The organism is Streptomyces sp. Q6, from assembly GCF_036967205.1.
GTDB classification, from domain to species: Bacteria; Actinomycetota; Actinomycetes; order Streptomycetales; family Streptomycetaceae; genus Streptomyces; species Streptomyces citrinus.
In genome coordinates, this window is the sequence record NZ_CP146022.1 from 1,502,006 (window position 1) to 1,526,837 (window position 24,832).

General features: G+C 70.3%; 23 protein-coding genes. 14 read left to right on the top strand and 9 right to left on the bottom strand.

Annotated features, from left to right (window positions below):
* Nucleotides 1–10: 10 nt before the first annotated feature.
* Nucleotides 11–1,438, bottom strand: a complete 1,428-nt coding sequence (gene argH / locus V2W30_RS07110) for an argininosuccinate lyase (RefSeq protein ID WP_338694550.1) — start codon at nucleotides 1,436–1,438, stop codon at nucleotides 11–13.
* A 195-nt stretch (nucleotides 1,439–1,633) separates the two neighbouring features.
* Between argH and V2W30_RS07115 the strand changes: the two genes are divergently transcribed.
* A complete protein-coding gene (locus V2W30_RS07115; protein WP_338694552.1) occupies nucleotides 1,634–2,221 on the top strand; it encodes a pyridoxamine 5'-phosphate oxidase family protein in 588 nt (195 codons plus the stop codon).
* 3 nt (nucleotides 2,222–2,224) lie between these two features.
* Nucleotides 2,225–2,938: a L,D-transpeptidase family protein gene (locus tag V2W30_RS07120; RefSeq protein WP_338694553.1), complete on the top strand. Its 714-nt coding sequence runs from the start codon at nucleotides 2,225–2,227 to the stop codon at nucleotides 2,936–2,938.
* On the opposite strand, the gene V2W30_RS07125 is transcribed toward V2W30_RS07120, so the two are convergent.
* Nucleotides 2,925–4,415, bottom strand: a complete 1,491-nt coding sequence (locus V2W30_RS07125; RefSeq protein WP_338694555.1) for a HAMP domain-containing sensor histidine kinase — start codon at nucleotides 4,413–4,415, stop codon at nucleotides 2,925–2,927. The genes V2W30_RS07120 and V2W30_RS07125 overlap by 14 nt on opposite strands.
* A complete protein-coding gene (locus V2W30_RS07130) occupies nucleotides 4,412–5,143 on the bottom strand; it encodes a response regulator transcription factor (protein WP_338694557.1) in 732 nt (243 codons plus the stop codon). Before V2W30_RS07130 ends, V2W30_RS07125 begins: the two co-directional genes overlap by 4 nt.
* Before the next feature lie 139 nt (nucleotides 5,144–5,282).
* Here V2W30_RS07130 and V2W30_RS07135 point away from each other — a divergent pair, with 139 nt between their 5' ends.
* Genes V2W30_RS07135 through V2W30_RS07150 form a run of 4 tightly spaced genes read left to right on the top strand, consistent with a single transcriptional unit; the run spans nucleotide 5,283 to nucleotide 8,975 of the window.
* Entirely contained in the window at nucleotides 5,283–6,653 is a 1,371-nt protein-coding gene (locus V2W30_RS07135; protein ID WP_338694558.1) for a ferredoxin reductase family protein, read from the top strand.
* An 8-nt stretch (nucleotides 6,654–6,661) separates the two neighbouring features.
* On the top strand, nucleotides 6,662–7,129 hold the full coding sequence (locus tag V2W30_RS07140) for an FMN-binding protein (RefSeq protein ID WP_338694560.1): 468 nt from the start codon (nucleotides 6,662–6,664) through the stop codon (nucleotides 7,127–7,129).
* On the top strand, nucleotides 7,122–7,889 hold the full coding sequence (locus V2W30_RS07145) for an FAD:protein FMN transferase (protein WP_338694562.1): 768 nt from the start codon (nucleotides 7,122–7,124) through the stop codon (nucleotides 7,887–7,889). The genes V2W30_RS07140 and V2W30_RS07145 overlap by 8 nt, the downstream gene beginning before the upstream one ends.
* Before the next feature lie 57 nt (nucleotides 7,890–7,946).
* On the top strand, nucleotides 7,947–8,975 hold the full coding sequence (locus tag V2W30_RS07150) for a bile acid:sodium symporter family protein (protein WP_338694564.1): 1,029 nt from the start codon (nucleotides 7,947–7,949) through the stop codon (nucleotides 8,973–8,975).
* Nucleotides 8,976–9,019: 44 nt separating this feature from the next.
* On the opposite strand, the gene V2W30_RS07155 is transcribed toward V2W30_RS07150, so the two are convergent.
* The 5 genes from V2W30_RS07155 to argC are packed head-to-tail and all read right to left on the bottom strand — an operon-like array spanning nucleotide 9,020 to nucleotide 13,931.
* Nucleotides 9,020–9,601, bottom strand: a complete 582-nt coding sequence (locus tag V2W30_RS07155; protein WP_338694567.1) for an arginine repressor — start codon at nucleotides 9,599–9,601, stop codon at nucleotides 9,020–9,022.
* Nucleotides 9,602–9,617: 16 nt separating this feature from the next.
* Nucleotides 9,618–10,817 (bottom strand): acetylornithine transaminase, encoded by a 1,200-nt coding sequence (locus tag V2W30_RS07160; RefSeq protein WP_338694569.1) that lies wholly within the window; start codon nucleotides 10,815–10,817, stop codon nucleotides 9,618–9,620.
* Nucleotides 10,814–11,758: an acetylglutamate kinase gene (gene argB, locus V2W30_RS07165; RefSeq protein ID WP_338694571.1), complete on the bottom strand. Its 945-nt coding sequence runs from the start codon at nucleotides 11,756–11,758 to the stop codon at nucleotides 10,814–10,816. The genes V2W30_RS07160 and argB overlap by 4 nt, the downstream gene beginning before the upstream one ends.
* Nucleotides 11,755–12,906 carry a bifunctional glutamate N-acetyltransferase/amino-acid acetyltransferase ArgJ gene (gene argJ, locus V2W30_RS07170; RefSeq protein WP_338694573.1) on the bottom strand — a complete coding sequence of 384 codons (1,152 nt, stop codon included), beginning with the start codon at nucleotides 12,904–12,906 and terminating at the stop codon, nucleotides 11,755–11,757. The genes argB and argJ overlap by 4 nt, the downstream gene beginning before the upstream one ends.
* A complete protein-coding gene (argC, locus tag V2W30_RS07175; RefSeq protein ID WP_338694575.1) occupies nucleotides 12,903–13,931 on the bottom strand; it encodes an N-acetyl-gamma-glutamyl-phosphate reductase in 1,029 nt (342 codons plus the stop codon). The genes argJ and argC overlap by 4 nt, the downstream gene beginning before the upstream one ends.
* A gap of 573 nt (nucleotides 13,932–14,504) precedes the next feature.
* Here argC and V2W30_RS07180 point away from each other — a divergent pair.
* The 5 genes from V2W30_RS07180 to V2W30_RS07200 all read left to right on the top strand — a co-directional run bounded on the left by V2W30_RS07180 (nucleotide 14,505) and on the right by V2W30_RS07200 (nucleotide 19,495).
* Nucleotides 14,505–15,305 carry a hypothetical protein gene (locus V2W30_RS07180; protein WP_338694577.1) on the top strand — a complete coding sequence of 267 codons (801 nt, stop codon included), beginning with the start codon at nucleotides 14,505–14,507 and terminating at the stop codon, nucleotides 15,303–15,305.
* 100 nt (nucleotides 15,306–15,405) lie between these two features.
* A complete protein-coding gene (locus V2W30_RS07185) occupies nucleotides 15,406–16,413 on the top strand; it encodes a hypothetical protein (protein ID WP_338694579.1) in 1,008 nt (335 codons plus the stop codon).
* Entirely contained in the window at nucleotides 16,410–17,075 is a 666-nt protein-coding gene (locus tag V2W30_RS07190; RefSeq protein WP_338694581.1) for a hypothetical protein, read from the top strand. Before V2W30_RS07185 ends, V2W30_RS07190 begins: the two co-directional genes overlap by 4 nt.
* Before the next feature lie 318 nt (nucleotides 17,076–17,393).
* Complete coding sequence (locus V2W30_RS07195) at nucleotides 17,394–18,035, top strand: hypothetical protein (RefSeq protein WP_338694582.1); 642 nt, start codon at nucleotides 17,394–17,396, stop codon at nucleotides 18,033–18,035.
* The gene (locus V2W30_RS07200; protein ID WP_338694583.1) at nucleotides 18,035–19,495 is read left to right on the top strand and encodes a hypothetical protein; all 1,461 of its coding nucleotides are present in this window, start codon (nucleotides 18,035–18,037) and stop codon (nucleotides 19,493–19,495) included. Before V2W30_RS07195 ends, V2W30_RS07200 begins: the two co-directional genes overlap by 1 nt.
* Before the next feature lie 103 nt (nucleotides 19,496–19,598).
* Here the strand turns inward: V2W30_RS07200 and V2W30_RS07205 are convergent, their stop codons facing one another.
* Entirely contained in the window at nucleotides 19,599–20,807 is a 1,209-nt protein-coding gene (locus tag V2W30_RS07205; protein WP_338694584.1) for an IS701 family transposase, read from the bottom strand.
* Between the two features lie 123 nt (nucleotides 20,808–20,930).
* Between V2W30_RS07205 and V2W30_RS07210 the strand changes: the two genes are divergently transcribed.
* From V2W30_RS07210 to V2W30_RS07220, 3 genes are read left to right on the top strand one after another with little or no spacing between them, the layout of a single operon-like run.
* Nucleotides 20,931–21,707 carry a hypothetical protein gene (locus tag V2W30_RS07210; RefSeq protein ID WP_338694585.1) on the top strand — a complete coding sequence of 259 codons (777 nt, stop codon included), beginning with the start codon at nucleotides 20,931–20,933 and terminating at the stop codon, nucleotides 21,705–21,707.
* Nucleotides 21,704–22,996, top strand: coding sequence for a TniB family NTP-binding protein (locus tag V2W30_RS07215; protein ID WP_338694586.1), 1,293 nt, complete (start codon nucleotides 21,704–21,706; stop codon nucleotides 22,994–22,996). Before V2W30_RS07210 ends, V2W30_RS07215 begins: the two co-directional genes overlap by 4 nt.
* A gap of 14 nt (nucleotides 22,997–23,010) precedes the next feature.
* Nucleotides 23,011–24,828 (top strand): TniQ family protein, encoded by a 1,818-nt coding sequence (locus V2W30_RS07220; protein ID WP_338703517.1) that lies wholly within the window; start codon nucleotides 23,011–23,013, stop codon nucleotides 24,826–24,828.
* The last annotated feature ends 4 nt before the right edge of the window (nucleotides 24,829–24,832 follow it).

Below are 24,832 nucleotides of genomic sequence, written 5' to 3' on the forward strand. Positions count from 1 at the left end.
CGTGCGGGGACTACTTCTTCGCGTCCGCCCAGGTCCGCTGCACCGTCAGGTCCTGCTTGACCTCGGCGAGTTGGGCGGCGACCGCGCTGGGCGCCGTGCCGCCTCGGCCGGAGCGGGAGGCCAGCGCCCCCGGCACGTTCAGGACCGAACGCACCTCCGGCGTGAGGTGCTCGGAGATCTTCGCGAACTGGTCGTCGGTGAGCTCGTCCAGCTCCTTGCCGTCGGCCTCGGCGACCTTCACGCACTCGCCCGCGACCTCGTGCGCCACGCGGAACGGCACGCCCTGCTTGACCAGCCACTCGGCGATGTCCGTGGCGAGCGAGAAGCCGGCCGGGGCCAGCTCCTCCATGCGCTCGCGGTTGACCGTGAGGGTGGCCATCATGCCGGTGAACGCCGGGAGCAGGATCTCCAGTTGGTCGCAGGAGTCGAAGACCGGCTCCTTGTCCTCCTGGAGGTCGCGGTTGTACGCGAGCGGAAGGGCCTTGAGGGTCGCCATCAGGCCCGTGAGGTTGCCGATGAGGCGGCCGGACTTGCCCCGCGCCAGCTCGGCGATGTCCGGGTTCTTCTTCTGCGGCATGATCGACGAGCCGGTGGAGAAGGCGTCGTGGAGCGTGACGAAGGAGAACTCCTTCGTGTTCCAGATGATGATCTCCTCCGCGACGCGGGAGAGGTTCACCCCGATCATCGCGGTGATGAAGGCGAACTCGGCGACGAAGTCGCGCGACGCCGTGCCGTCGATGGAGTTCGCGACACTGCCGTGCTCGAAGCCGAGGTCCTTCGCCACCGCCTCAGGGTCGAGGCCGAGCGAGGAACCGGCGAGCGCGCCCGAGCCGTACGGGGAGACCGCCGTCCGCTCGTCCCACTGCCGCAGCCGCTCCGCGTCCCGGGACAGGGACTGCACGTGCGCCAGGACGTGGTGGGCGAAGAGCACCGGCTGGGCGTGCTGGAGGTGCGTGCGGCCGGGCATCGCGACGTCCGGGTGCGCCTCGGCGAGCCCGACGAGGGCTTCCTGGAGGTCGGCGACGAGGCCGCCGATGATCCGGGCGTGGTCGCGCAGGTACATCCGGAACAGCGTCGCTACCTGGTCGTTGCGCGAGCGGCCCGCGCGCAGCTTTCCGCCGAGGTCGGGGCCGAGGCGCTCCAGCAGGCCGCGCTCCAGGGCGGTGTGGACGTCCTCGTCGGCGATGGTGCCCACGAAGGAGCCGTCCGCGACGTCCGCCTCCAGCTGGTCGAGACCGGCGATCATCCGCTGCAACTCGTCCTCGGTGAGCAGGCCCGCCTTGTGCAGCACGCGCGCGTGGGCACGGGAGCCCGCGATGTCGTACGGGGCGAGGCGCCAGTCGAAGTGGACGGACGCGGAGAGTTTCGCCAGGGCCTCGGCCGGGCCGTCGGCGAACCGGCCGCCCCAGAGGCGGACGTCTCCGGTGTTGCTGCTCACGATTGCTCCTCGTTCTGCCGGTGTGCCGCTGTCCGGGTCATGCGGCGTCGCGCCGGTGCCCTCTAGGCATAACTATGCAGACCTCCGTATGTTTTGTCAACGGGACGCTCCGTCGGCGCGCGGACGGCGGACCCGGCGCCGCAGAACTCCGGCTTCTGTCATGGACGCGCGAAAAACGCGTGGAAAAATCGCCGCATGGGAAAAACGTACGAACGCATCGACGGCCGTCTGCGCACCTTCATAGAAGAGCAGCCGGTGTTCTTCACCGCGACCGCGCCGCTCTCCGGCGACGGCACCGTGAACCTCTCCCCCAAGGGCCTCAAGGGGTCCTTCGCCGTCCTCGACGAACTGACCGTCGCCTACCTCGACTTCGCCGGCTCGAACGCCGAGACCATCGCCCACCTGCGCGAGAACGGCCGGATCACCCTCATGTGGTGCGCGTTCCAGGGCCCGCCGACCATCGTGCGGGTGCACGGCAGCGGCGAGGCCGTCTTCCGCGACGACCCGCGCTTCGGCGAGCTCCTCGGGCACTTCCCCGACCTCGACGTGAAGCGGCACGGCCTGCGCTCCGTCATCGTCGTACGCGTCGAACTCGTCCGTGACACCTGCGGGTTCGCGGTGCCCTTCATGACGTACGACGAGGAGCGCACCCTGCACGGCGACTACTTCGCGCGCAAGGACGACGGCGAACTCGCCGCCTACTTCGAGAAGAAGGAGCACATCGGGCAGAGCCTGGACGGACTACCGGGGCTGCCGTTGCCGCTGCCGCCCGCTACGTTCTGAGGCATGCGTCCCTTACGAGCAGGTATCGCCGTCGCTCTCGCCTCCTTCGTCGCGCTGGGTGCCGCCCCGCCCGCCGGTGCCGCCGCCGTTCCGCTGCCGGCCCGTATGGCCGACACGGGCGGCGGGCGTCAGCTCGTCACCGCCGAGGCGCCCCGCGCGTCCGCCACGACCGGCACGGTCACCTGGTGGGACCGGCGGGCGGACGGGCGCTGGGTGAAGACCGGTTCGGCGCCCGCCCGGTTCGGGGCGAAGGGGCTGGTCGAGGGCGTCAAGCGCAAGCAGGGGACGAACACGACGCCCACCGGCCTGTACGACCTGCCGTTCGCGTTCGGCATCGAGGCGGCACCCGGCGGCACGCGGACCGCGTACCGCCGGGTGCACCGCGCGTCCTGGTGGTGCCAGGACAACGACTCCCGCTCCTACAACCGCTGGACCGAGCCCCGCCCGGCCGACTGCCGCGCGTCGGAGTCCGAGCACCTCGCCGACTACGGCACGCAGTACGCGTACGCCCTCGTCGTCGGCTTCAACTACGACCGTCCGGTGCGCGGCCGCGGCGCGGGGATCTTCCTGCACGTCAACGGGCGGGCGGCGACGGCCGGTTGCGTGTCCGTGCCGAAGGACGCGATGCGGCGGATCCTCGCGTGGGCGCGGCCGGGGAAGGCGCCGCACCTCGCGATCGGGACGTCCGGCGGGGCGACGGCGATCACCCGGTACTGAGCCCCGGGGCACGCGGCAGGCGCACGGTGAACGTGGTCCCGCCCGCCTCGCCGGTGACCGAGACGGAGCCGCCGTGCGCCTCGACGACCGCGGCGACGATGGACAGGCCGAGGCCGGTGCCGCCGCCCTCGGTGCGGCGTCCCTCGCCGTGCACGAACCGTTCGAAGACGGTGTCGCGCAGCTCGGCGGGGATGCCGGGACCGTCGTCGGTGACCGTGAGCAGCACCTCGTCCGTGCCCGGCGCGAGTCCGGCGGTGACCTGGGTGCCGGGCGGGGTGTGCAGCCGGGCGTTGCCGAGGAGGTTGGCCAGGAGCTGGTGCAGGCGGTGGGCGTCGCCGGGCACGGTGACCGGCTCTTCGGGCAGGTCGAGCAGCCAGCGGTGATCGGGTCCGGCCGCGCGGGCGTCGGTGACGGCGTCGAGGACGATCCGGGTCAGGTCGACGGGTTCCCTGTCGAGGGGGCGGCCCGCGTCGAGGCGGGCGAGGAGCAGCAGGTCGTCGACCATGGCGCCCATCCGGCCGGACTCGGCGGCGATGCGCTCCAGGGCCCGGGTCACCTCCGGCGGGACGGGTCCCGGGTGGAGCAGGGCGAGTTCGGCGTGGCCGCGCACGGACGCGACCGGGGTGCGCAGTTCGTGGCTGGCGTCGGCGGAGAACGCGCGCAGCCGCTCCTCGCTGCGGTGGCGGCGGGTGAGGGCGTTCTCGACGTGGCCCAGCATGCGGTTGAAGGCGAGCGTGACCCGGCCGATCTCGCTGTCGGGCGGCCCGGTCTCGGGGGCCCGCGCGGGCAGCGCCACCTCGCCGCTGGCCAGCGGGAGTTCGCTGACCTTGGTGGCGGTGGCGGCGACGCGGCTGAGGGGGCGCAGCGACCAGCGCACCCAGAGCGCGCCGGCGACGCCGGTCACGACGAGGGCGATGCCGAAGACGAGGGCGCAGACGAGTTCGAGCCGGTGGACGGTGGCCTCGACGGGCTCGGTCGGCAGGCCGGTGAGCAGCACGTCGTCGTCGCGGCCCCGGTCGGCCATGACCCGGTACGAGCCGAGCGTGGACAGGCAGACCGTGTGCCCGTTCCCGTCCGTGGGGACGGCCGCGAGGGCCTTCTCGTCGGCGGCGTCCAGGGTCACCGCCTGGTCGGCGGGGTCGCTGCCGGAGCGGACCACGGCCGCCTGGGTGACGGTGCCGTCGACGGTGCGCACGCCGAGGGTGCCGGTGGCCTGGCGGCGGGTGTCGCCCCGTTCGTACTCCGCCGCCTCGTCGTCCCCGCCTCCTTTGTCGCGGGTGCCGCGGTGTTCGAGGCTGGCCGGGTAGGTGGTCCCGGTGTCGCGCAGTTGCTGGTCGAGCCGGTCGGTGAGGAAGCCGCCGAGTTCCAGGACGGCGGCGAGGCCGACGGCGGCGCAGCTCACCGCGAGGAGCACGACGAGCCCGGCGGTCAGCCGGCCGCGCAGGGTGTGCGGCCACGGCGCCCGCGGCCTCCTCACGGGGCGACCGGCTTGAGGACGTACCCGGCGCCGCGCACCGTGTGGATCATGGGTGCGCGGCCCGCGTCGATCTTCTTGCGGAGGTACGAGATGTACAGCTCGACGACATGGGCCTGGCCGCCGAAGTCGTAGGACCAGACGAGGTCGAGGAGCTGGGCCTTGCTCAGGACGCGGCGCGGGTTGCGCATCAGGCAGCGCAGCAGCTGGAACTCGGTCGGCGAGAGGTCCACCGGTTGCCCGCCCCGGATCACCTCGTGGGCGTCCTCGTCCATGGTGAGATCGCCGACCGTGAGCAGCGCGTCGGCGGCCCGCTCCCGGGTCATGCCGGCCCGGCGCAGCAGCCCGCGCAGCCGGGCGACGAGCTCGGCCAGGGCGAACGGCTTGGTCACGTAGTCGTCGCCGCCCGCGGTGATGCCCGCGATGCGGTCCTCCACGGTGTCGCGCGCGGTCAGAAAGAGCACACAGACGTGCGGCTGGTGGGCGCGCAGGTCACGCAGCACGGACAGTCCGTCGCGGTCGGGCAGCATGATGTCGAGGACCACGGCGTCGGGCCGGAAGTCGCGGGCGGCCTCGACGGCGGCGCGGGCGGTCGGCGCGGTGCGCACCTCCCAGCCCTCGTAGCGCAGGGCACCGCTGACCACCTCGGCGAGGTCGGGCTCGTCGTCGACGACGAGGACGCGCACGGGGGATCCGTCGGGGCGGGTCAGGGCGGCGGGGCGTGGGTTCATGGCCTCCCCAGGATCTCTCGGTTTCCTCTGAATCACCTCTGAAGCCGCTCTCAGGTGCCGTGGTGGGGCCCCGGTTCAGAGGTCGCTCAGAACTTGGCGCCGCACAGTGGCAGCCCGAGCCCAGCGAGGAGCCGCCGCCATGGTGTCAGTGGCCCACAGCCCGCCGCCGATACGCCACCGCGCGCCCGCGGCGCCCTCCCGGCACTCGCCGGCCGTGCCGCTGCTGGCCGCGGCGTGGGCGGGCGGCATCGCGGTGTTCGCCCTGTGGTGGCACGACACCGGTTCCGTCGTCGGCGCGGCGGGCTGGCTGAACGGGGCCGGGCGGATCACCGGGCTGCTGTGCGGCTACATGTGCGCGCTGCTCGTCGCCCTGATGGCCCGGGTTCCGTGGCTGGAGCGGGGTGTGGGCAGCGACCGGACGGCCCGCTGGCACGCGTCGGCGGGGCGCTGGACGGTCGGCCTGCTCCTCGGCCATCTCGTCCTGATCACGCTCGGGTACGCGGCGCAGGCCCGGGTCGGCCCGGTCCGTGAGTTCCTCACGATCGTCCTGGACCTGCCGGAGATGCTGAAGGGCACGCTGGGCGCGGCGATCCTGCTGGCGGTGGGGTTCGTCTCGGCGCGGGCGGTGCGCCGCCGGATGCGCTACGAGACCTGGTACTACCTGCATCTGCTCACGTACGCCGCCGTGTTCCTGGCCTTCTGGCACCAACTGGCCCTGGGCGCCGACTTCGTGGGCAGCGCGGCGGCGCGGGCGGCCTGGTACGTGCTGTACGGCGGCACGGCCGCGCTGGTGCTGTGGTTCCGGGTCCTCGTCCCCGTACGTCTCAATCTGCGGCATCGGCTGCGGGTCGAGGCCGTGGTGCGGGAGGCGCCGGGCGTGCACTCGGTGTGGCTGCGCGGGCGGGACCTGGACCGGCTCGGCGCGCAGCCGGGGCAGTTCCTGCGGTGGCGGTTCCTGACACAGGGCATGTGGGGCGCCTCGCACCCGTACTCGCTGTCGGCCGTGCCGCGGGACGACCTGCTGCGGATCACGGTGAAGACGCTCGGCGACCACAGCGCGGCGGTCGCCTCGCTCGGGCGCGGCACCCGGGTGTGGGCCGAGGGCCCGTACGGGGCGCTGACCGCGGGGCGGCGGCGTCGGCGCAAGGTGCTGCTGCTCGCGGGCGGCACGGGCATCACGCCGCTGCGCACCCTCTTCGAGACGCTGCGCGCCGCGCCGGGCGAGCTCACGCTCTTCTACCGGGCGCGTACCGCCGAGGAGTTGGCGCTGCGCCAGGAGGTGGAGGCCATAGCCGCGCGGCGCGGCGCCCGGCTGGTGTACGCGCTCAACGCCCCGGACGGGACCCGGACCCCGATCACCGCCGACGGGCTGCGCTGGACGCTGCCCGACATCGCCGAGCACGACGTGTTCCTCTGCGGGCCGCCGGGGCTGACCGACGCCGCGTACGACGCCCTGCGGGCGGCGGGTGTGCCCGCGTCCCGTATCCACCACGAGTCCTTCGAACTGTGAGCCGCGCCATGAAGTCTCACGCCCTCCGTCGCACCGTCCTGACCTGCGCCGCGACCGTCACCGTGCCGGTCCTCGCCCTGGCGCTCAAACCGCACACCGCGCCGTCCGGGGCCGTCGGCTCCGGGGCCGTCCCCGCGCCGTCCGCGAGTCCGTCCGGGAGTTCGTCGGCCGGTGGCGGCTCCTCGTCCGGCACGTCGACGTCCCGGACCGTCACCGGAGACGTGGTGCAGACCCGGTACGGGCCGATGCAGGTCGAGATCACGCTGGAGGGCTCGAAGATCACGGCGGCGCGGGCGGTGCAGTCACCATCCGGCGATCCGCGCAGTCAGCAGATCAACGCCTCGGCGGTGCCGACCCTCGTCCAGGAGACCCTCGACGCGCAGAGCGCGCGGCTCGACTCGGTGTCGGGCGCGACGTTCACGAGCGAGGGCTACATGTCGTCCTTGCAGAGCGCGCTGGACCAGGCCCATGGCTGAGACGCCGGAGCCGCACCGCACCGTGCACACGATGGGCACGGTGTTCTCGCTCACGACCCGGGGGCGCCCGACTCCCGCCGTCCGTGCGGCGTTCGACGCCGCCGAACGACTGCTGCACCACACCGACCGGGTCTTCTCGCCATTCCGTCCGGACAGCGCGATCAGCCTGCTCGCGCGGGGCGGCACCGTGCCCGGGGCCTGGCGTGCCGAGGTCGACGAGGTGCTCGGCCTGTGCGCGCGGGCCGAGGCCCGCAGCGGTGGCGCGTTCACCGTCGGGTACGGGTCCGGGCTCGATCCGAGCGGTCTCGTGAAGGGGTGGGCCGTCGAGCGTGCTGCGGGGCTGCTGCGGGACGCGGGCGCCACCGACGTGTGTGTGAACGGCGGCGGCGACATCCAGCTCCACGGCGGTCCCTGGCGGGTGGGGATCGCGCACCCGCTGCTGCCGGGCAAGGTCGCGGCGGTCGTCACCTCGCCCGCGGGACCGCTGGCGGTGGCCACGTCGGGCACCGCCGAGCGGGGCTGTCACATCGTCGATCCCCGTACGGGGGCGCCGCCGGTCGGCGCCCCGGCCTCCCTGACGGTGGTGTGCGCGAGCCTGACGGAGGCCGACACCTTGGCAACAGCCGCGTACGCCAAGGGAGTCGAGGCGCAGGGCTGGCTGGCGACACTGGCGGACGTCTCGGCGTTCGCGGTGGCGACGGACGGGACGACGTGGGCGACCGGCGGCTTGGCCGGCACCTCCCCGACCAAACCCGTGTAGCGACCACATATCGAGACGCGGTTGCACGGGCGCCCGGCCGCGGCGTTGCATCGCCCGGTGCACAGCGAAACCGAACAGCCGACCACACCTTCCCCCACGCCCTCGGCGCCCTCGGCGTCTCCCCCGGCTTCCCCTGAGGGGACGGGCGCGGCCGCCGACCGTGCGGCGCGGCTCGCCGTCACCGTCTTCCCCGTACTCGTCCTCGTCGCGGGCGCCTGGGGCCTCGCCGCGCCCGGCACCTTCGCCGGGTGGGGCACCAACGTGCCCTATCTCCTGGGCGTGGTCATGTTCTGCATGGGCCTGACCATGACGCTCGACGACTTCAAGGGGGTCGCGCGACGCCCCTGGGCCGTCGGTCTGGGGCTCGTCGCGCACTACGTGATCATGCCGGGGCTCGGCTGGGCCATCGCCCACGCCCTGGGCCTGTCCCCGCAGTTGGCGGCCGGCGTCATCCTCGTCGGCTGTGCGCCGAGCGGCACCGCGTCCAATGTCGTGACGTTCCTGGCGCGCGGCGACGTCGCCCTGTCGGTCTCCGTCGCGACCGTCTCCACGGTCCTCGCGCCGCTGATCACGCCGCCGCTGACGCTGCTGCTCGCGGGCGCCTATCTGCCGGTGGACGCCGGGTCGATGATGACGGACATCCTCAAGACCGTGCTGCTGCCGGTCATCGCGGGGCTGCTCGTGCGGCTGGTGCTCGGCCGGTACGTGCACCGTCTCCTCGGGCTGCTGCCGTGGCTGTCGGCGCTGACCATCGCGGTGATCGTCGCCGTGGTGGTGGCGGGCAGCGCCGAGGCCATCAGGTCGGCGGCCGCGCTCGTGCTGCTCGCGGTGGTGCTGCACAACGGCCTCGGCCTCGCCCTGGGCTACGGCGCGGGGAAGCTGGCGCGGCTCGGCCCGCCGGCGTCGCGGGCGATGGCCTTCGAGGTCGGCATGCAGAACTCGGGGCTCGCCGCGTCGCTGGCCACGGCCCACTTCAGCCCGCTCGCGGCGCTGCCCGCCGCGGTGTTCTCGGTGTGGCACAACGTCTCGGGCGCGCTGGTCGCGGCCTGGATGTCGTACCGCGCGAAGGCCGCGGCCGAGGGCTGAGCCCTTGACCGCGGCCCGGGAACCGGCCGGTCCGTCGCGATTCGTCAGTGATCGTTCTGGGCGAGGCGGAGCATGTGCTCCGCCAGCGCCTGGCCGCCCGCCGGGTCCCGGCTGATCAGCAGCAACGTATCGTCACCGGCGATCGTGCCGAGGATGACGTGCAGTTCGGCCTGGTCGATGGCCGAGGCGAGGAACTGGGCCGCGCCCGGCGGTGTGCGCAGCACCACCAGGTTCGCCGACGCCTCGGCGGAGATGAGCAGTTCACCGGCGAGGCGGCGCATGCGCTCCTCCTTCGCCGACTCGCCGAGCGGCGCCTGCGGGGTGCGGAAGCCGCCCTCGCTGGGCACGGCGTAGATCAACTCGCCGTTGGTGTTGCGGATCTTGACCGCGCCCAGCTCGTCCAGGTCGCGCGAGAGCGTGGCCTGCGTGACGTTGAGTCCGTCGTCGGCGAGCAGCTTCGCCAACTGGCTCTGCGAACGCACCGGTTGCCGGTTGAGGATGTCCACGATCCGGCGGTGGCGCGCGGTGCGCGTCTGGGGCACAGCAGGGCCATGAGGGTGGTGGGCGAGCGCCACGTTCCTCGCGGCCTGCTCGTCCCTCTCCGCCTTCTCCGCTTTGCTGCTCATCGTCGTCGTCCCATCCTCAAGCTCGTGCTTCCCCGTCGGCCACGGCCGTGTCCAGTACGGCGGGCAGCGCCGCGAGGAACGCGTCCGCCTCGGCGTCGGTCAGGTTCAGCGGGGGCATGAGCCGGATGACGTCGGGTGCGGGCGCGTTCACCAGGAAGCCCGCGTCCTGGGCCGCCTGCTGCACCTGGGGTGCGCGCGGCCCGGTGAGCACGATACCCAGGAGGAGGCCCGCGCCCCGGACGTGGCCGACCAGCGGGTGGCCGATCGACTCGATTCCGGCCGTGAGCCGCTCGCTGATCCGCTTGGTGTTCTCCAGCAGGCCCTCGGACGCGATCGTGTCGAGGACCGCGAGGCCCGCCGCGCACGCGATCGGGTTGCCGCCGAACGTCGAGCCGTGCCGGCCGGGCTTCAGCAGCCGGGCCGCCTCGCCGAACGCGACGGTCGCGCCGAGCGGAAGACCGCCGCCGAGCCCCTTGGCGAGCGTGACGACGTCGGGCTCGATGCCCTCGTCGGCCTGGTACGCGAACCAGTGTCCGGTCCTGCCGACGCCGGTCTGCACCTCGTCGAGGACGAGCAGGGTGCCGGTGGCGCGGGTGATCTCCCGGGCTGCCTTGAGGTAGCCGGCGGGCGGCACCACCGCTCCGTTCTCGCCCTGGATCGGCTCGATGATGACGAACGCCGTCTCCTCGGTGACCGCCGCCCGGAGCGCGTCCGCGTCCCCGTACGGGACGTGCGTGACGTCGCCCGGGAGCGGGGTGAAACCGTCCTGCTTGCCGGGCTGGCCGGTCAGGGCGAGGGCGCCCATGGTGCGGCCGTGGAAGCCCCCGGTCGTGGCGACCATGTGGCGCCTGCCGGTGAGCCTGCCGATCTTGAAGGCGCCCTCGTTGGCCTCGGCGCCCGAGTTGCAGAAGTAGACCGCGCCGTCCCGGCCGAACAGCTGGAGGAGACGCTCGGCGAGCGAGACGGGCGGCTCGGCGATGAAGAGGTTCGAGACGTGCCCGAGGGAGGCGATCTGGGTGGAGACGGCCTCGACGATCGCCGGGTGGGCGTGGCCGAGCGCGTTGACCGCGATGCCGCCGACGAAGTCCAGGTACTCCTTGCCGTCGGCGTCCCACAGCGTGGCCCCCGCGCCCTTGACCAGGGGCAGTCGCGGTGTGCCGTAGTTGTTCATGAGGGCGCCCTGCCAGCGCTCGGTCAACTCGTGGTTGCTGCTCATGACGTGGTGTCCCCCTCCGCGTCGGGCACGACCATCGTGCCGATGCCTTCGTCCGTGAAGATCTCCAGCAGGATCGAGTGCTGGACCCGCCCGTCGATGACGCGGGCGGTGTGCACGCCGTTGCGCACGGCGTGCAGGCAGCCCTCCATCTTGGGGACCATGCCGCTCGCCAGGTCCGGGAGCAGCTTCTCGAGTTCGGTGGCGGTGAGCCGGCTGATGACCTCGTCGGAGTTCGGCCAGTCCTCGTAGAGGCCTTCGACGTCGGTCAGCACCATCAGCGTCTCGGCGTCCAGCGCAGCAGCGAGTGCCGCAGCCGCCGTATCAGCATTGACGTTGTAGACATGGTGGTCGTCCTGGGAGCGGGCGATCGAGGAGACGACCGGGATCCGGCCGTCGGCGAGCAGGGCCTCGATGGCGCCGGTGTCGATCTCGGTGATCTCGCCGACACGGCCGATGTCGACCAACTCGCCCTCGATGCGGGGCTGGTGCTTGGTGGCGGTGATGGTGTGCGCGTCCTCGCCGGTGAGGCCGACGGCGAGCGGACCGTGCTGGTTGAGCAGCCCGACGAGCTCGCGCTGGACCTGTCCGGCGAGCACCATCCGTACGACGTCCATGGCGTCCTCGGTGGTGACCCGCAGGCCCGCCTTGAACTCGCTGACGATGCCGTGCTTGTCGAGCGCCCTGCTGATCTGCGGGCCGCCGCCGTGCACGACGACCGGCTTGAGCCCGGCGTGGTGCAGGAACACGACGTCCTGGGCGAAGGCGGCCTTCAACTCCTCGTCGATCATGGCGTTTCCGCCGAACTTGATGACGACGGTCTTGCCGTGGTGCCGGGTCAGCCAGGGCAGCGCCTCGATGAGCGTCTGGGCCTTGGGCAGCGCGGTGTGTTTCCGCGCGGAGGCCTTCTGGTGCTCGTTCGTCTTCTCGTTCGTCTCGCTCATGAGGAGTACGCGCTGTTCTCGTGGACGTAGTCGGCGGTCAGGTCGTTCGTCCAGATCGTCGCGGTCTCGGTGCCCGCGGCCAGGTCGGCGACGATGTGCACCTCCCGGTAGCGCATGTCGACCTTGTCGCGGTCCTCGCCCACGCCGCCGTTCTTGCAGACCCACACGTCGTTGATCGCGACGTTCAGCCGCTCGGGCTCGAAGGCGGCCCCGGTCGTGCCGATGGCGGACAGGACGCGGCCCCAGTTGGGGTCCTCGCCGTGGAGGGCGCACTTGAGGAGGTTGTTCCGGGCGATGGAGCGGCCCACCTCGACGGCGTCGTCCTCGGTCGCGGCGTGGATCACCTCGACCTTGATGTCCTTGCTGGCGCCCTCGGCGTCGCCGATGAGCTGGCGCCCCAGGTCGTCGCAGACGGTGCGTACGGCGGTCGCGAACTCGGCGTACTCCGGGGCGACTTCGGAGGCGCCGGAGGCGAGGAGCAGCACCGTGTCGTTGGTCGACATGCAGCCGTCGGAGTCGACCCGGTCGAAGGTGACCCGGGTGGCGTCGCGGAGCGCCTTGTCGAGGACGTCGCTGTCGAGGTCGGCGTCCGTGGTGAGGACGACGAGCATGGTGGCGAGGCCGGGTGCCAGCATGCCGGCGCCCTTCGCCATGCCGCCGACGGTCCAGCCGTCACCCTCGTACACGGCCGTCTTGTGCACGCTGTCCGTGGTCTTGATGGCGATGGCGGCCTTCTCGCCGCCGTGCTCGGAGAGCTGCGCCGCGGCGGTCTCCACGCCCGGCAGCAGCTTGTCCATGGGGAGCAGTACGCCGATGAGGCCGGTGGAGGCGACGGCGACCTCGCCCGCGTTCAGGTCGAGGACCTCGGCGACCTTCTCGGCGGTGGCGTGCGTGTCCTGGAAGCCCTTGGGTCCCGTACAGGCGTTGGCCCCACCGGAGTTGAGGACGACGGCGGAGACGAGTCCGCCCTTGAGGACCTGCTCGGACCAGAGGACCGGGGCGGCCTTGACGCGGTTGGAGGTGAAGACGCCCGCGGCCGCCAGACGGGGGCCGCGGTTGACCACGAGGGCCAGGTCCGCGTTCCCGCTCTCCTTGATTCCGGCGGCGATGCCCGCGGCCTGGAATCCCTTGGCTGCCGTCACACTCACGGCGCGACTCCGATCGTCGAGAGCCCGGTGGTCTCGTCGAGACCCAGGGCGATGTTCATGGACTGGACGGCACCGCCCGCGGTGCCCTTCGTGAGGTTGTCGATGGCGCTGATCACGATGACGCGGCCGGCCGCCGCGTCGTACGCGACCTGCACCTGCACCGCGTTCGACCCGTACACGGCCGCCGTGGCGGGCCACTGGCCCTCCGGCAGCAGGTGCACGAACGGCTCGTCGGCGTACGCCTTCTCGTAGGCGGCGCGTACGGACTCGGCGGTGACGCCGACCTTCGCCTTCGCGCTGCACGTGGCGAGGATGCCGCGCGGCATCGGTGCGAGCGTCGGCGTGAAGGAGACGGTGACCCGCTCCCCCGCGGCGGCGCTGAGGTTCTGGATCATCTCGGGGGTGTGCCGGTGGCCGCCGCCCACGCCGTACGGCGACATGTTCCCCATGACCTCGCTGCCGAGCAGGTGCGGCTTCGCGGCCTTGCCCGCGCCGGAGGTGCCGGAGGCGGCGACGATCACGGCCTCGCTCTCGACGAGTCCCGCCTCGTACGCCGGGAAGAGCGCGAGGGAGACGGCGGTCGGGTAGCAACCGGGCACCGCGATGCGCTTGGACCCCTCCAGCGCGGCGCGGCCGCCCGGCAGTTCGGGAAGGCCGTACGGCCAGGTGCCGGCGTGCGGGCTGCCGTAGAACGCCTCCCAGTCGGCGGCGTCCTTGAGCCGGAAGTCGGCACCCATGTCGACGACGAGGACGTCCGGTCCGAGCTGCTCGGCGACGGCGGCGGACTGCCCGTGCGGCAGCGCCAGGAAGACGATGTCGTGCCCGGCGAGGACCTCGGGGGTGGTCTCCTGGAGGACGCGGTCGGCGAGGGGGAACAGGTGGGGCTGGAGTGCGCCGAGACGCTGCCCCGCGTTCGAGTTGCCCGTCAGGGCGCCGATCTCCACCTCGGGGTGGGCGAGCAGCAGGCGCAGAACTTCCCCGCCCGCGTATCCGCTCGCTCCAGCCACTGCTGCGCGTACCGCCATGGAACCCTCCTCTTCGATGGCATGACTATACGTGGCGATGCACGTTTATGCAATCAAGAAGCGGCGCCCCACCGGCACTCCGTGCGACCGAGATTTTTACTTGGCGGACGAGCGCAGTAGTTGGCGGATCTTGCTTCGGTAACGCTGCGTTGTTGAGACTTGGCGCTCTCGTTGGCCCTTGAGCGTTGCAGCTAGCCTGTGCCTGCCTGTGACTGAGCTCGGTAGGTGGCCCTTGAGCATTCCGGTTGGCCCCGTACTGGCCGCTGGATCACCGCCGAGAGGCTTCCGGTGGGCCGCCGGGCCAGCCATGATCAAGTTCCGAGGATTCGATGGTTGGGGTGTGACGTGGACTGGCGGACCGATCCGACGTTCGAGATGTGTCGGAAAGTGACGGATGGGGCGGACTTGGCCTCGTTCTCGGGGGGGCCGTTCGACGTGCGGGCGGCGGTGGCCAGTATCCTGCCCGAAACTCGACAGGCCTTGGACTTGGATGCCGTCCCGTGGGGTAACTTCCCCCATGGGTACGACGTCCGGGAGGCAGTTTCCCTCCTGCGCGCTGGCGGCGAACCGGTCGTGGATGCGACGGGTGTGCTGTGGGGCCTGTGCGCCGACGACAGCCGGGCCGCCGCCGCCCTCGCCGTGCCGTTCCTCACTCCCCTCGCCATCAACGCCCACCACCCACACCGCACCGCCGCCCTCGCAGTCCTCTCCGGCCCCGCCCGTGCCAGACACCACGGCGTCGCCTCTCGCGAGGAATTCCTCCTCCACCGCAACGATCCCCAGCGCCACGCCCCCGATACCCACGACGACTACGGCTACGAGGTGACCGGCTACCCGGCCGGCTGGTCGGTGGCCGCCGCCCGAGCCGCGATCACCACCGCCACCACCGCGCTCCTGCCCCTTCTTGGAGACTCCGACCCCACCGTCCGCGTCGACGCCGCCTACGTCCTGGCGACCGCCGCCGACCCCGCCCACACCATCCGAACTGCCTTGGCCAACGGATTCGCCACCGAAGGCGACGCCATGGTCCGCGCCGCCCTGCTCCTGGCCGCCGCCGAGATCACCCGGGCCCACCCGTACCCGCCGACTGTCAGGTGGCTGCGCGAACGGTGGCACGACCGAGCGGAGGCCCCCGAAGTCCGTCTGTCGGCGGCGGTCGGCTGGCTCTGCCTCACCGACCAATCCGCACCGGAGGAACTCCGCCGGGCCGTCGACACCCTCGCCGACAACGAGCGCGCACACGCCATGGAGGCCCTGCCGTGGATGAGCGCCGCCTCGGGCACTAACGAACCAGGACTCCTGCGCTGCAGACGCTGCATGCTCCACCCAGAAGAACCTGACCCGGAAAAGGTCCTCTGGGACTCTCTGTTCTGAGCAACCGGTCGGCCAACTACCGTGCTCGGCCCGACTACCCGACTCGGGCGCCCACCGCCCCGGCTCTTGAGGTTCCTGAGCTGGGCGTTAGCCTCAGCGGATGATTCCTGAGCCGCCACCGAAGGTCATCACGCGTCTCCGCGACGGGCGGATCCACGCCTACGTCGTGGGCCCCGACGTCTACGGGACGCTGGAGCCCGCAGTGGTCTTCCAGCCGAGGGACGGCGAGGAGGTCGTGGCGTCGGTGGTCCGGCGGGATCTGGAGCGGGTCGTGTACACGACGCTGAACGGAGTCGTCTGCCTTACGCGCGCCGGCGACCTCGTGTGGGCCTCGGACTTCGAACCGCGCTCTGACGTACCCCATGGCCACCGGCCTGGCTGTGTGCTGTCGCGGGACGGTCGGACGGTGTGGGTCTACCGGCCGGACGCGATGGCGGGCCGCGGGGGCGGGGACCAGTGGATCGTGCACGATGCCGACAACGGTGTGGTTCTCGCCCGCTGCGAGTTGGAGACGGTCGGGCACGGCGCCTCCCACCACGTGCATCCCGTGGACGGCAGCATCTACCTCGACATCGGTGAGGGCCAGGACGGCTCTGTCATTCTCCGGGGCACGGTTGGGGTGGACAGCGAGCCGGAGTTCGTGACGTACCCGTGGCAGGACCGCTGCCTGATCGACCTGGCTCCGTCCGGGCGTCAGTTCATGACCGTGGACCACGGGCAGGCGGACGTCGCCTTCCATGACCACCCCAACGGGGACGTGCTCTTCACCTTCCCTGTCGAAGCCTTCGGGTACGACCCGGAGGAGTCCTTCGTGGAATGGAGCGGCGGCTACCTGAGCGAGGACACGGCCATCGTCACCCTGGGAGGTGAGAGTCAGGACGAGGAGGAGTGGTTCCGTCACCACCTGGTCGACGTACGCACGGGCACCCTCGGCGGCGAGTTCACCGTTGAGGCGGGCAACCCGTACGAGCTGGTGCCCCTGGGCGACGGTTCCTGGCTCACCGGCGGCCCCGGCGGCGCCCCTGTCCGTTGGTCCAGCGCTCAGCAGCCGTCGGCACCGCCGCACCCGGCCGCACCGACCTCTCCATGCGGGGGGCAGCAGCCGTGACGACGGACCCCCGAGTGCCGGTGATTCCTCAGGCGCCTGAGGGCTTGAGCCGGCGAGCTCGTTACTTCGTTGAGGGACACGGGCTGCGTGTTCCACACCGCGACCTCAAGCTCTTCCGGGAGGCATGGCTCAAGCAAGGGATTCCGGATGCCGAGATCGACCGGGCTGTCGCCTTCCAAGAGCGCTGGGGCGGTCTCGCCCTGCCCCCGGCCCCCGAATACGAGGGCGGCCCGCGCGTTCTGGAAGCCGATGCCCCGGAGGGCTCAGCCGCGAACGGATGGCGGTTCCCGGCTGGCGACTGTCGTGTCTCCATGGCCCACGGGTTCATGATCGGGCCAGGAGGTGAGTTCGGGATCGACGCTGACCACTGGACGCCGCTGCACGCCAGCACAGAGGGATGGGTGGAAGCCCTGGCACTTGCCAGCCACGCGGGCTACTGGGCCAAGAGCATCACGAAGATCAAAGGCAGCGCCGTCGAGGACGTGAACCTCGACGGATTCGAGCCGGTACCCGAAGTCCAGGGACTCGCTGACACCTGGTGGCGGGGCAAGGACTCGCTCATCGCCATCTACCGCGGCGAAGCCTCAGGCTTCAGCGCCCCCCACTGCCTGAGGGCCCATATCTACGGCGGGCTCGATGCGTGGGGCCTGGCCGGCAACTGACTCCCGAAGGCCGAGCTCTCGGTCCTGCCGCTGAGCGTTCGGGTTCCCACAGGGGCCAAATTGCAGTACTAAGTCACAGTTGTGATCAGTTCCGAAGATCGGGCCTTTTCGTTATGCAGGTGGTGATGCTCTGGGTGAGTGAGCGAGGTAGCCAGGGCAAGGATCCGGTCGGACTCGAGTTGCCTCGACGAGCTTGTCGCGGGGTACAGCGGGGATGCCGCATTTCGGGATCAACTCGACCTTGCGGATGGCTGGATTTCGCGGTGGAGTTCGACGTGGCGGGTGGGTACCGGTGAGGTCTGCTGGCCGGTCCGCGACATGGCTCATGTTCCTGTGCTGTCGTCCCGGCCGGTGCGGGGGTTCACCTGGCGGGCGAAGCAGCGGCATCGCCCCGGCCTGGAGGTGATGGCGTCCACGGGCAGGGGGCACGGCTTCGAGTCGCTGGAGGAAGTGCGGCTGCTGGTCGCGCTGGACTTCCTGGGGGCGTCGGAGGTGCTGTCGCAGCCGTTCCGGCTGGACTTCGGACACAAGAGCGGGTCGTCTTGGCACATCCCGGATTACTTGGCCTTCATCGGTGGCGGGATGTGGCTGATGGACGTACGCCCGATGGGACTGATCAAGGACGAGGACGCGCTGAAGTTCGCGGCGGCCAGGGAGATGGCAGCGGCTTGCGGCTGGCAGTACTCGGTGGTCGCGGGCTGGCGCCCGCATGTCTGGAGCGTCCTCGACCACCTGTCGTCGCGTCGTCGGCCGGTGAGGGACCTGCTGGGCATGCGGGACCAGCTGCTCACGATCATCGGCGGCCGAAAGGGGCGCGTGATGACGTTCTCCGCGCTGGCGGACGCGACCAGCGTGCCTTCCGTCGGCCGGGCCAACATCGTCCGGCTGCTCTGGCAGCGCGAGCTCGGCGTTGATCTGGGCAGTCCCCTGCGCGACAGCTCACTGATCTGGGGGGTGTGATGGCGGCGCGGGGATTTCTGCAGATCGCGCCGGGCAGACGGCTCGCGCTCAACGGCGTCGAGTGGACGGTTGAAGATGTCCACGGCCAGCTCGGGCGGCTCGTGCTCGTGGATGGCGGCGGTCACACAGAGACCCGCTCGTTCCGCTGGCTCATCAACCACGCCGACCTGCGACTCCTTCCGGCGACCGAAGCGCCTGGGCGGCCGGCGCCGGTCTCGCGGCAGCCGAGGACACTGGCCGACCTGACCGAGGACCAGGTGGAGCGGGCCCGGCTGCGGGCTGCGCATGTGCTGGAGGCCGAGACGGGGTTCCGGGAGGGGCACCCGGCTCGGGCCCTGCCCGGAGAGCCTCGTCCGGCTTACGACCCGGACCGTACGACGCTGACCCAGCGTCGGTACGCGAAGGCGGCGGAGATGAAGGCGATGCCCCGGCCGGAGGCGGTCCGGCTCGGTCTGCAGCACCTCAGTTTCCGGACGCTGGAGCGTCTGTCGGGACTCGCGGGCGACAGTCTCCTGCTGGCCTGCGCGGACGGACGCTGGACCCGGCGACGCAGTGGCCACCGCAGCGTCACCGAGGAGGTCCGTGAGGCGATCTTCGCGGTCAAGGCCGAGTGCGGGGAACGCGCCCGCCTGAGTCTGGCCGCCCGGCACCGGTTGATGCACCAGTACATGCGCGAGCGGTTTCCGGCGTTTCCGGCCGAGAAGATCCCTTCCCGTTGGACGTTCGCGGACGTCTGGAGGGAGTGGTTCGGGCCTGGAGGCGCCCGGCCACGCTACGGACGGACAGCGGAGGCCGCCGCGGAGGCCGGCGTTTCGGGCCGGATGGTGGTCCACCGCCCGGGCCAGGTCCTGGTGCTGGACTCGACCCCGATGCCGGTGAAGCTGCGCGAGACCGTGTTCGGCGACGCGGTCACCGCGACGCTGACCCTCGCGCTCGATCTCTACACGCACGGGCTGCCGGCCTTCCGGCTCACGCTGCAGTCCGACACGTCGGTCGACGTCGCGATGCTGCTGCGGGACGTGATGCTGCCATTGCCGATGCGGGACGGCTGGGGCGAGGACATGGAATGGCCCTACGCCGGGGTCCCGGCCGACGTGATCGCCGAGTTCACCGGGCACCGGGTCGCCGCTCTGCCGTTCTTCGCCCCGGAGACGGTCACCACCGACCACGGCGGCCCCTACAAGAACCACGACCTGGTGGAGGTCGAGCGAGAGATCGGCTGCCGGATCCTGCCCGCCCGGGTGCTGCGGCAGACCGACAAGTTCGCGGTCGAGCGCCAGTTCCTCACGATCCAGACCATGCTCTTCGAGCACCTGCTGGGCTTCACCGGCGGCGACGTCGCCGACCGCGGGGCCGACCCGGAACGAGATGCGAGCCTCACACTCGCACAGGCCGAACACGTCATCGCGACCTGGATCGTCCAGATCTGGCAGAACCACAAACTAGTAGGACTTTGTTAGGTGGTGTCGTAGGGCTGCCAGGGTGCGGGTTGGTGGCAGGTGGGGCAGTGTCCTGACCAGGTGGCGAGCGTCTGCTGGAGTTGTGCGAGGGCCTGGTAGAGGGTCAGGCCCCGGCAGGGGCTTTTGGGTCGGTGCGCTGTTCGGTGAGGAAGAGGTGGGCCGCGGTCACCAGGGTGGTGTGGCGGTGCCAGCCGTCCCAGGACCGGCCCTCGAAGTGGTCGAGACCGAGGGCGGTCTTCAGCTCGCGGTAGTCGTGCTCGATGCGCCAGCGGGTCTTGGCGAGGCGGACCAGGACCCGGGGTGGCAGATCGGCGGGCAGGTTGGAGAGCCAGTACCTGACCGGCTCGTCGGCGCCTTTGGGCCACTGGGCGATCAGCCAGCGCAGAGCGATGGTGCCATCGTCGGCGGGCCGGGGACGACGACCGGCCGGACGGACCCGCAGGAACACGAACCGGGCCCGCATCCGGCCCCGCGAGCCGCGTCGCCAGCCGACGGTGACGGCCTGGCCGGGGTCCGCGGCCCGGACGTGCTCGCGCAGGCTGACCGGGCGGGTCCGGTAGCGGGCAAGCGGGCGCGGGCCCAGTCCGCTGTAGGGCGGGGTGACCGGCTCGATATCTGCCGGGTAGGCCGTCAACTCGCCCTTGACCTGCAGCACATAGGCCAGCTGTCGCTCCTCCAGCCCCCTGCGGAAGGAGGCGTTGTTGCCGTATCCGGCGTCGGCGGCCACCACCGCGGGCCGCAGGCCGAGCCCGGCCAGCTCGTCGAGCATGTCGAAGGCCAGCTGCCACTTGGGCCGGTGATGCACGTCTGTCGGGATGCGGCAGTGCCGGCGCTGCCGGGCGGCATCAGGCCCGTCCCAGCTCCCGGGCAGGAACAGCCGCCAGGCCAGCGGGCAGGATGCGCGGTCGGTGGCCGCGTGCACGCTCACTGCCACCTGGCAGTTGGCGGTCTTGCCCAGCGGCGGGCAGTACTGCGCGGCGACCGCGGGCGACAGGTCACCGTCCTTGGGGAAACCGGTGTCGTCCACCACCCACACCTCCGGCCGGACCACCGCCATCGCACGGCGGGCCAGCCGCTGCTGGACCGCGTTGGCGGGCCAGGTCGACGAGGTGACGAACTGCTGCAGCCGTTGATGATCGACGCCGAGTCGGCGGGCCATCGGCTGCATCGACTTGCGCCGGCCGTCCAGGAGCAGGCCCCGCAGATACAGTCCGCCCTTGGCCCGCTGGTCCGACCGCACCAACGGCGCGAACACCTCCGCCGCAAAATCCTCCAGCCGGTCACGGCACCCGGCAAGCTCCTCCGGAGTCATACCCCCAGCGAACTACCAAGCCCTGAACCTGACCAGTCACCTAACAAAGTCCTACTAGGTGAATACGCCCCGAGCTGGGCGCCGGGTGAGGACCACAGCCCCAACACAATCTTCGCGGCGGCGATGGAACAGGGCGGCTTCGACCTGGACTTCCCAGAACCGAGCATCTACTACAAAGTCCTGCGCAAGCACCACGTGAAGATCCATCCGCGACGCGGAGTGAAGATCCTCGGGCTCTGGTATCACCACCCGGTCCTCGACGAGCCGCGCTTCCAGCAGCCCTCCGCCCGAGGCGGCAAACACGCGGGCCAGTGGGTAGTCCGCAGTGACCGCAGGGACCGCCGTCAAGTGTTCTTCCAGGAGCCTGCCGACCACGAGACATGGCACATCCTGCGCTGGCGAGGACTGCCTCTCGAAGGCGAGATCCCCGCCTTCTCGGACAAAACCGCCGACGCCCTCCTAGCACAGGTGAAGGCGAACAACATCAGGATCCACTCCGAGAGCGAGCTCCTGGAGCATCTACTGGGGATCCTCGGTTCGGTCACCCCCGTCGACCAATGGCCCAGCCAGGCCAAGAAGAAGGCCGGGAAGAAGCAGCGCGTTGCCCAAGCCCGCGAGATCGCGCGCGCACAGGCTGCGGCCGCTGACCGCCCCGCCACAGCGGCCCCCGCGCCCGAGCCAGCTCCGGCCGAGATGCCTGCGGCCTGGGCCGAGCACGCCCGCACGATCGACCGCGCGGTCGACGCCGACCGCCGCCGACGGCGAGAAGAGGCCCTAGCCGGCACCAGGCCCGTCGCCCCGGAAACGCTGCGTGAGGCGCTGAACCGGCGTCCCATGTTTCGGCTTCCGCCCCCTGACGACCCAGAAACCGACACGACTTTCCGGCAGGAGGACGCATGACGCGAGTCCCCTCTCACCACGATCTGCTGGAGGGTCTGCCTTCCCGAGGCAGGATCGCCGAGTTGATCCTGAGCAGCACCCCGCCTCGCGAGACCTACGTCGGCTGGCAGTATTACCGCACCCACTTCGGCTCGCTCGTCCCCGCTCCGGTGATCTCGCCGCGGCAGTGGTCAATGCTTCCCAAGAGCCGCCAGTACGACTACGACCTCTACCGGGAGCTGACGAACGCGAACCTGCCGCTGCAGGACACCCCCATGCACGCCAAAGTCGGCAGACTCATCCGGCGCCGTCTGAGCGGCAACACGAGGAAGAAGGACGACCCGACACGCGCCGGCGTCATGGTCAGCGGCTTGGGCAGCTACGGCAAGACCGCGTCTGTCTGCGCGGCCGGGGCAGCCTTCGAAGACCAGTGGCTGGAACTGCATAGCCATCTCAACCCCGGGGCTCTGCCGGGAACACGTGACCTCCACGCGCCGGTCGTCTACGTCTCGACCCCGGTGACAGCGACCCCGAAGAGCCTTTGCGCATCGATCCTGAACTTCTTCCGTGCCCCGATCCGCCCGGCGGCCACGCTGCCGGAACTGGTACGGCAGGTCGCCGATTCCCTCTACGGCCATGGCGTCAAAGCGCTAATTCTTGACGATATCAACCGATTGCGGCTGCACCGGGCTGACGACCAAGACGTCCTCGACCTGGTGCGGGCCTTTATGAGCCTGGACGTCACTCTGATCCTGGCCGGCGTCAACATCCCCAGCCTCGGGCTGCTGCGCGAGGCCACATGGAACAAGAAGACCCGGCAGTGGAACATGCCTCCGCTGGAGTCGACCCGCATCCACGGCTTGGAGATCACCCAGACCGAGCACCGCTTCGAACTCGTCGAACTCGACCGCTTCCGGTATACCACCCCGCGTCAGATCCACGTTTTCGTCAATCACCTGGCGGGCATCGAGCGGCACCTGCGGCTGCAGAACGCCAAGGTGGGGATGCTCACCGGCGGCACCATGCCGGAGTACCTGATGCGCCGCACCGGTGGCATCGTCGGTCTGCTGGGACGCCTCCTCGAGGACGGCACCCAAGAGGCCATGATGTCTGGAAAGGAAGCGATCGACGAAAACCTGCTGGACGAGATCGTGATCCGGCGCGAAGAGCCCGAGCAGCCGCCGGATTCGCCCGTCATCCCGGCCAACCCACAGACTGCTGGCAAGAAGACCCAGCGCAAGCGCACGAAGCGGCCCCGAAACACCGTCTTCGACGACCAAGGCCCGGCTGCCACACAAACGGGCTCATGAGGAATGAAGCGAAGATGCCTCCGCTGCCCCGGAGTCTTGACCCCGTGGCGGGAGAATCCCTGGTCAGCTACCTACTTCGACTCGGACACCGGCTCGGTCTCTCGCCCCTGCACCTGATCCGTGCGACACGTGCAGCAGGCTGGGCCAGTCACACTATCCCCTTCAGTTTGCTGCTGGACCTACCGACGCCCCAGGCCCAAGCATTCGCCCAGCTGACGAAACAGACGGCCGAGGAAGTCTCGGCACTGACGTTGACGCAGTGGCGAGATCGATATCCGCCGATCTCCCGGTCGATGACCCACCCGATAAGGACGATGCCAGACGAATGGCTCTACTTCGGCTCTCCACGATTCTGCCCCTCCTGTTTGGCGGGCGACGGTTCCCCAGCCCAGCGACTGCACGGTGGGCCCTGGCGCAAACTCTGGCATCTGCCCATCGTGTTCGCCTGCGTCGAGCATCAGACCTACCTGGAAGGTGAATGTCCCCACTGCGGCCAGCCACACGAAAGACCAGGGCTGCTGCTTCAGCGGGTCAACGACCACACTCTTCATCCAGCGCAATGCCGGTGGACGGTCGGCACCCAGACGCAGAAGAGAAAATCCTACGCCTGCGCCGGCCGACTGGACGACAGCTCCGCCTTTGCTCACGTTGGCCGGCCAAAACCAGATGCCGAAATTCTCCGTTTCCAGCAGTCCCTCATTTCCCGCCTGACACCATCGACTTCAGCCAAGGACGCGTCCAAATATTTCACCGATCTCCGGCTGGCCGCCGCGCTGATCAGTGCAACCTGGCCTCATGGCTCTAAACTCTTCGACGCCGAAACCGCTAGGCAAATCCACTCCTATTCGCAGAACCTGCAGGGCGGCGAGGGCGGAAAGCGCTACCATCAATGGTTCCGCGACACACCCCCACGTGATTCCGCTACCTGCGGAGCTCTACTGATGGCCGCAGACCAGATGCTTTCAAGGCGCGACCTTCCTGACCTCCTGTCAGACTTCACACGCGCCGCGAATAATGCCTCCAACCAACCTCGCAGCCGCACGTCATGGGTAGTTGTCTACGACCGACACAAGGGCGACTGCTCCGAACGACTTCGCCAGGCCGCCGACCCCGTAACCCGAGTATTCCTAAGAAAGGGCACCCACCTCCAAACCGGCTACCAGCCCGAACACATCCCAGCATTCCTGGAGCCGGACTGGCACCAGCGCCACCTGGCCAGTTGCGCGGGCTCGCGATCCAAGACTGCGCGGAGGACCGCCGCCATCCGACTCGTCCAACAAGTCATGGGGGGATCCGACCAGGCCGCCGCAGAATTTCTCGGGATCCCTCCCATTCAGAGATACGTGCTCCGCGGACGCGACACTAGGTGGCCACTGAGTAGTGGCTGCAACCCTATTGATTTCGATAGGGCTCTCCGCGCTCTCACTTCGGAACTGCAGTCACCACGCAAACCGCCAATTGACTACCGGCGCAGGCGACAAGCACTCCACGAATGGGCAATCAGCCCCGACACCTGGAATGCTCTGATTCGGCACCTTCCTCGGTCCCCTCATGTCACCCAGATCGACTTCGGTGATCGGAAACGTCAAACGGCTTCTGTCTACGTATGGACGCTCATCACACAGGGCGAGCACCTCTTCGCTCCGCGGCCACTCGAAGCCGCACAACCTCCCGAAGTCCGCCAGCAATGGGCTCGGCGTCGCAACACAACCTGGTTCCAGTTCACTCGTCCTGACCCCATGGGCCACTATGCTGAAATGCGTCGAATTCTTTCCGAATACGCCCAACAGCTTGCCCGGGACATCGACTCAGGCGTTGAAGTGACTGACTGAGATA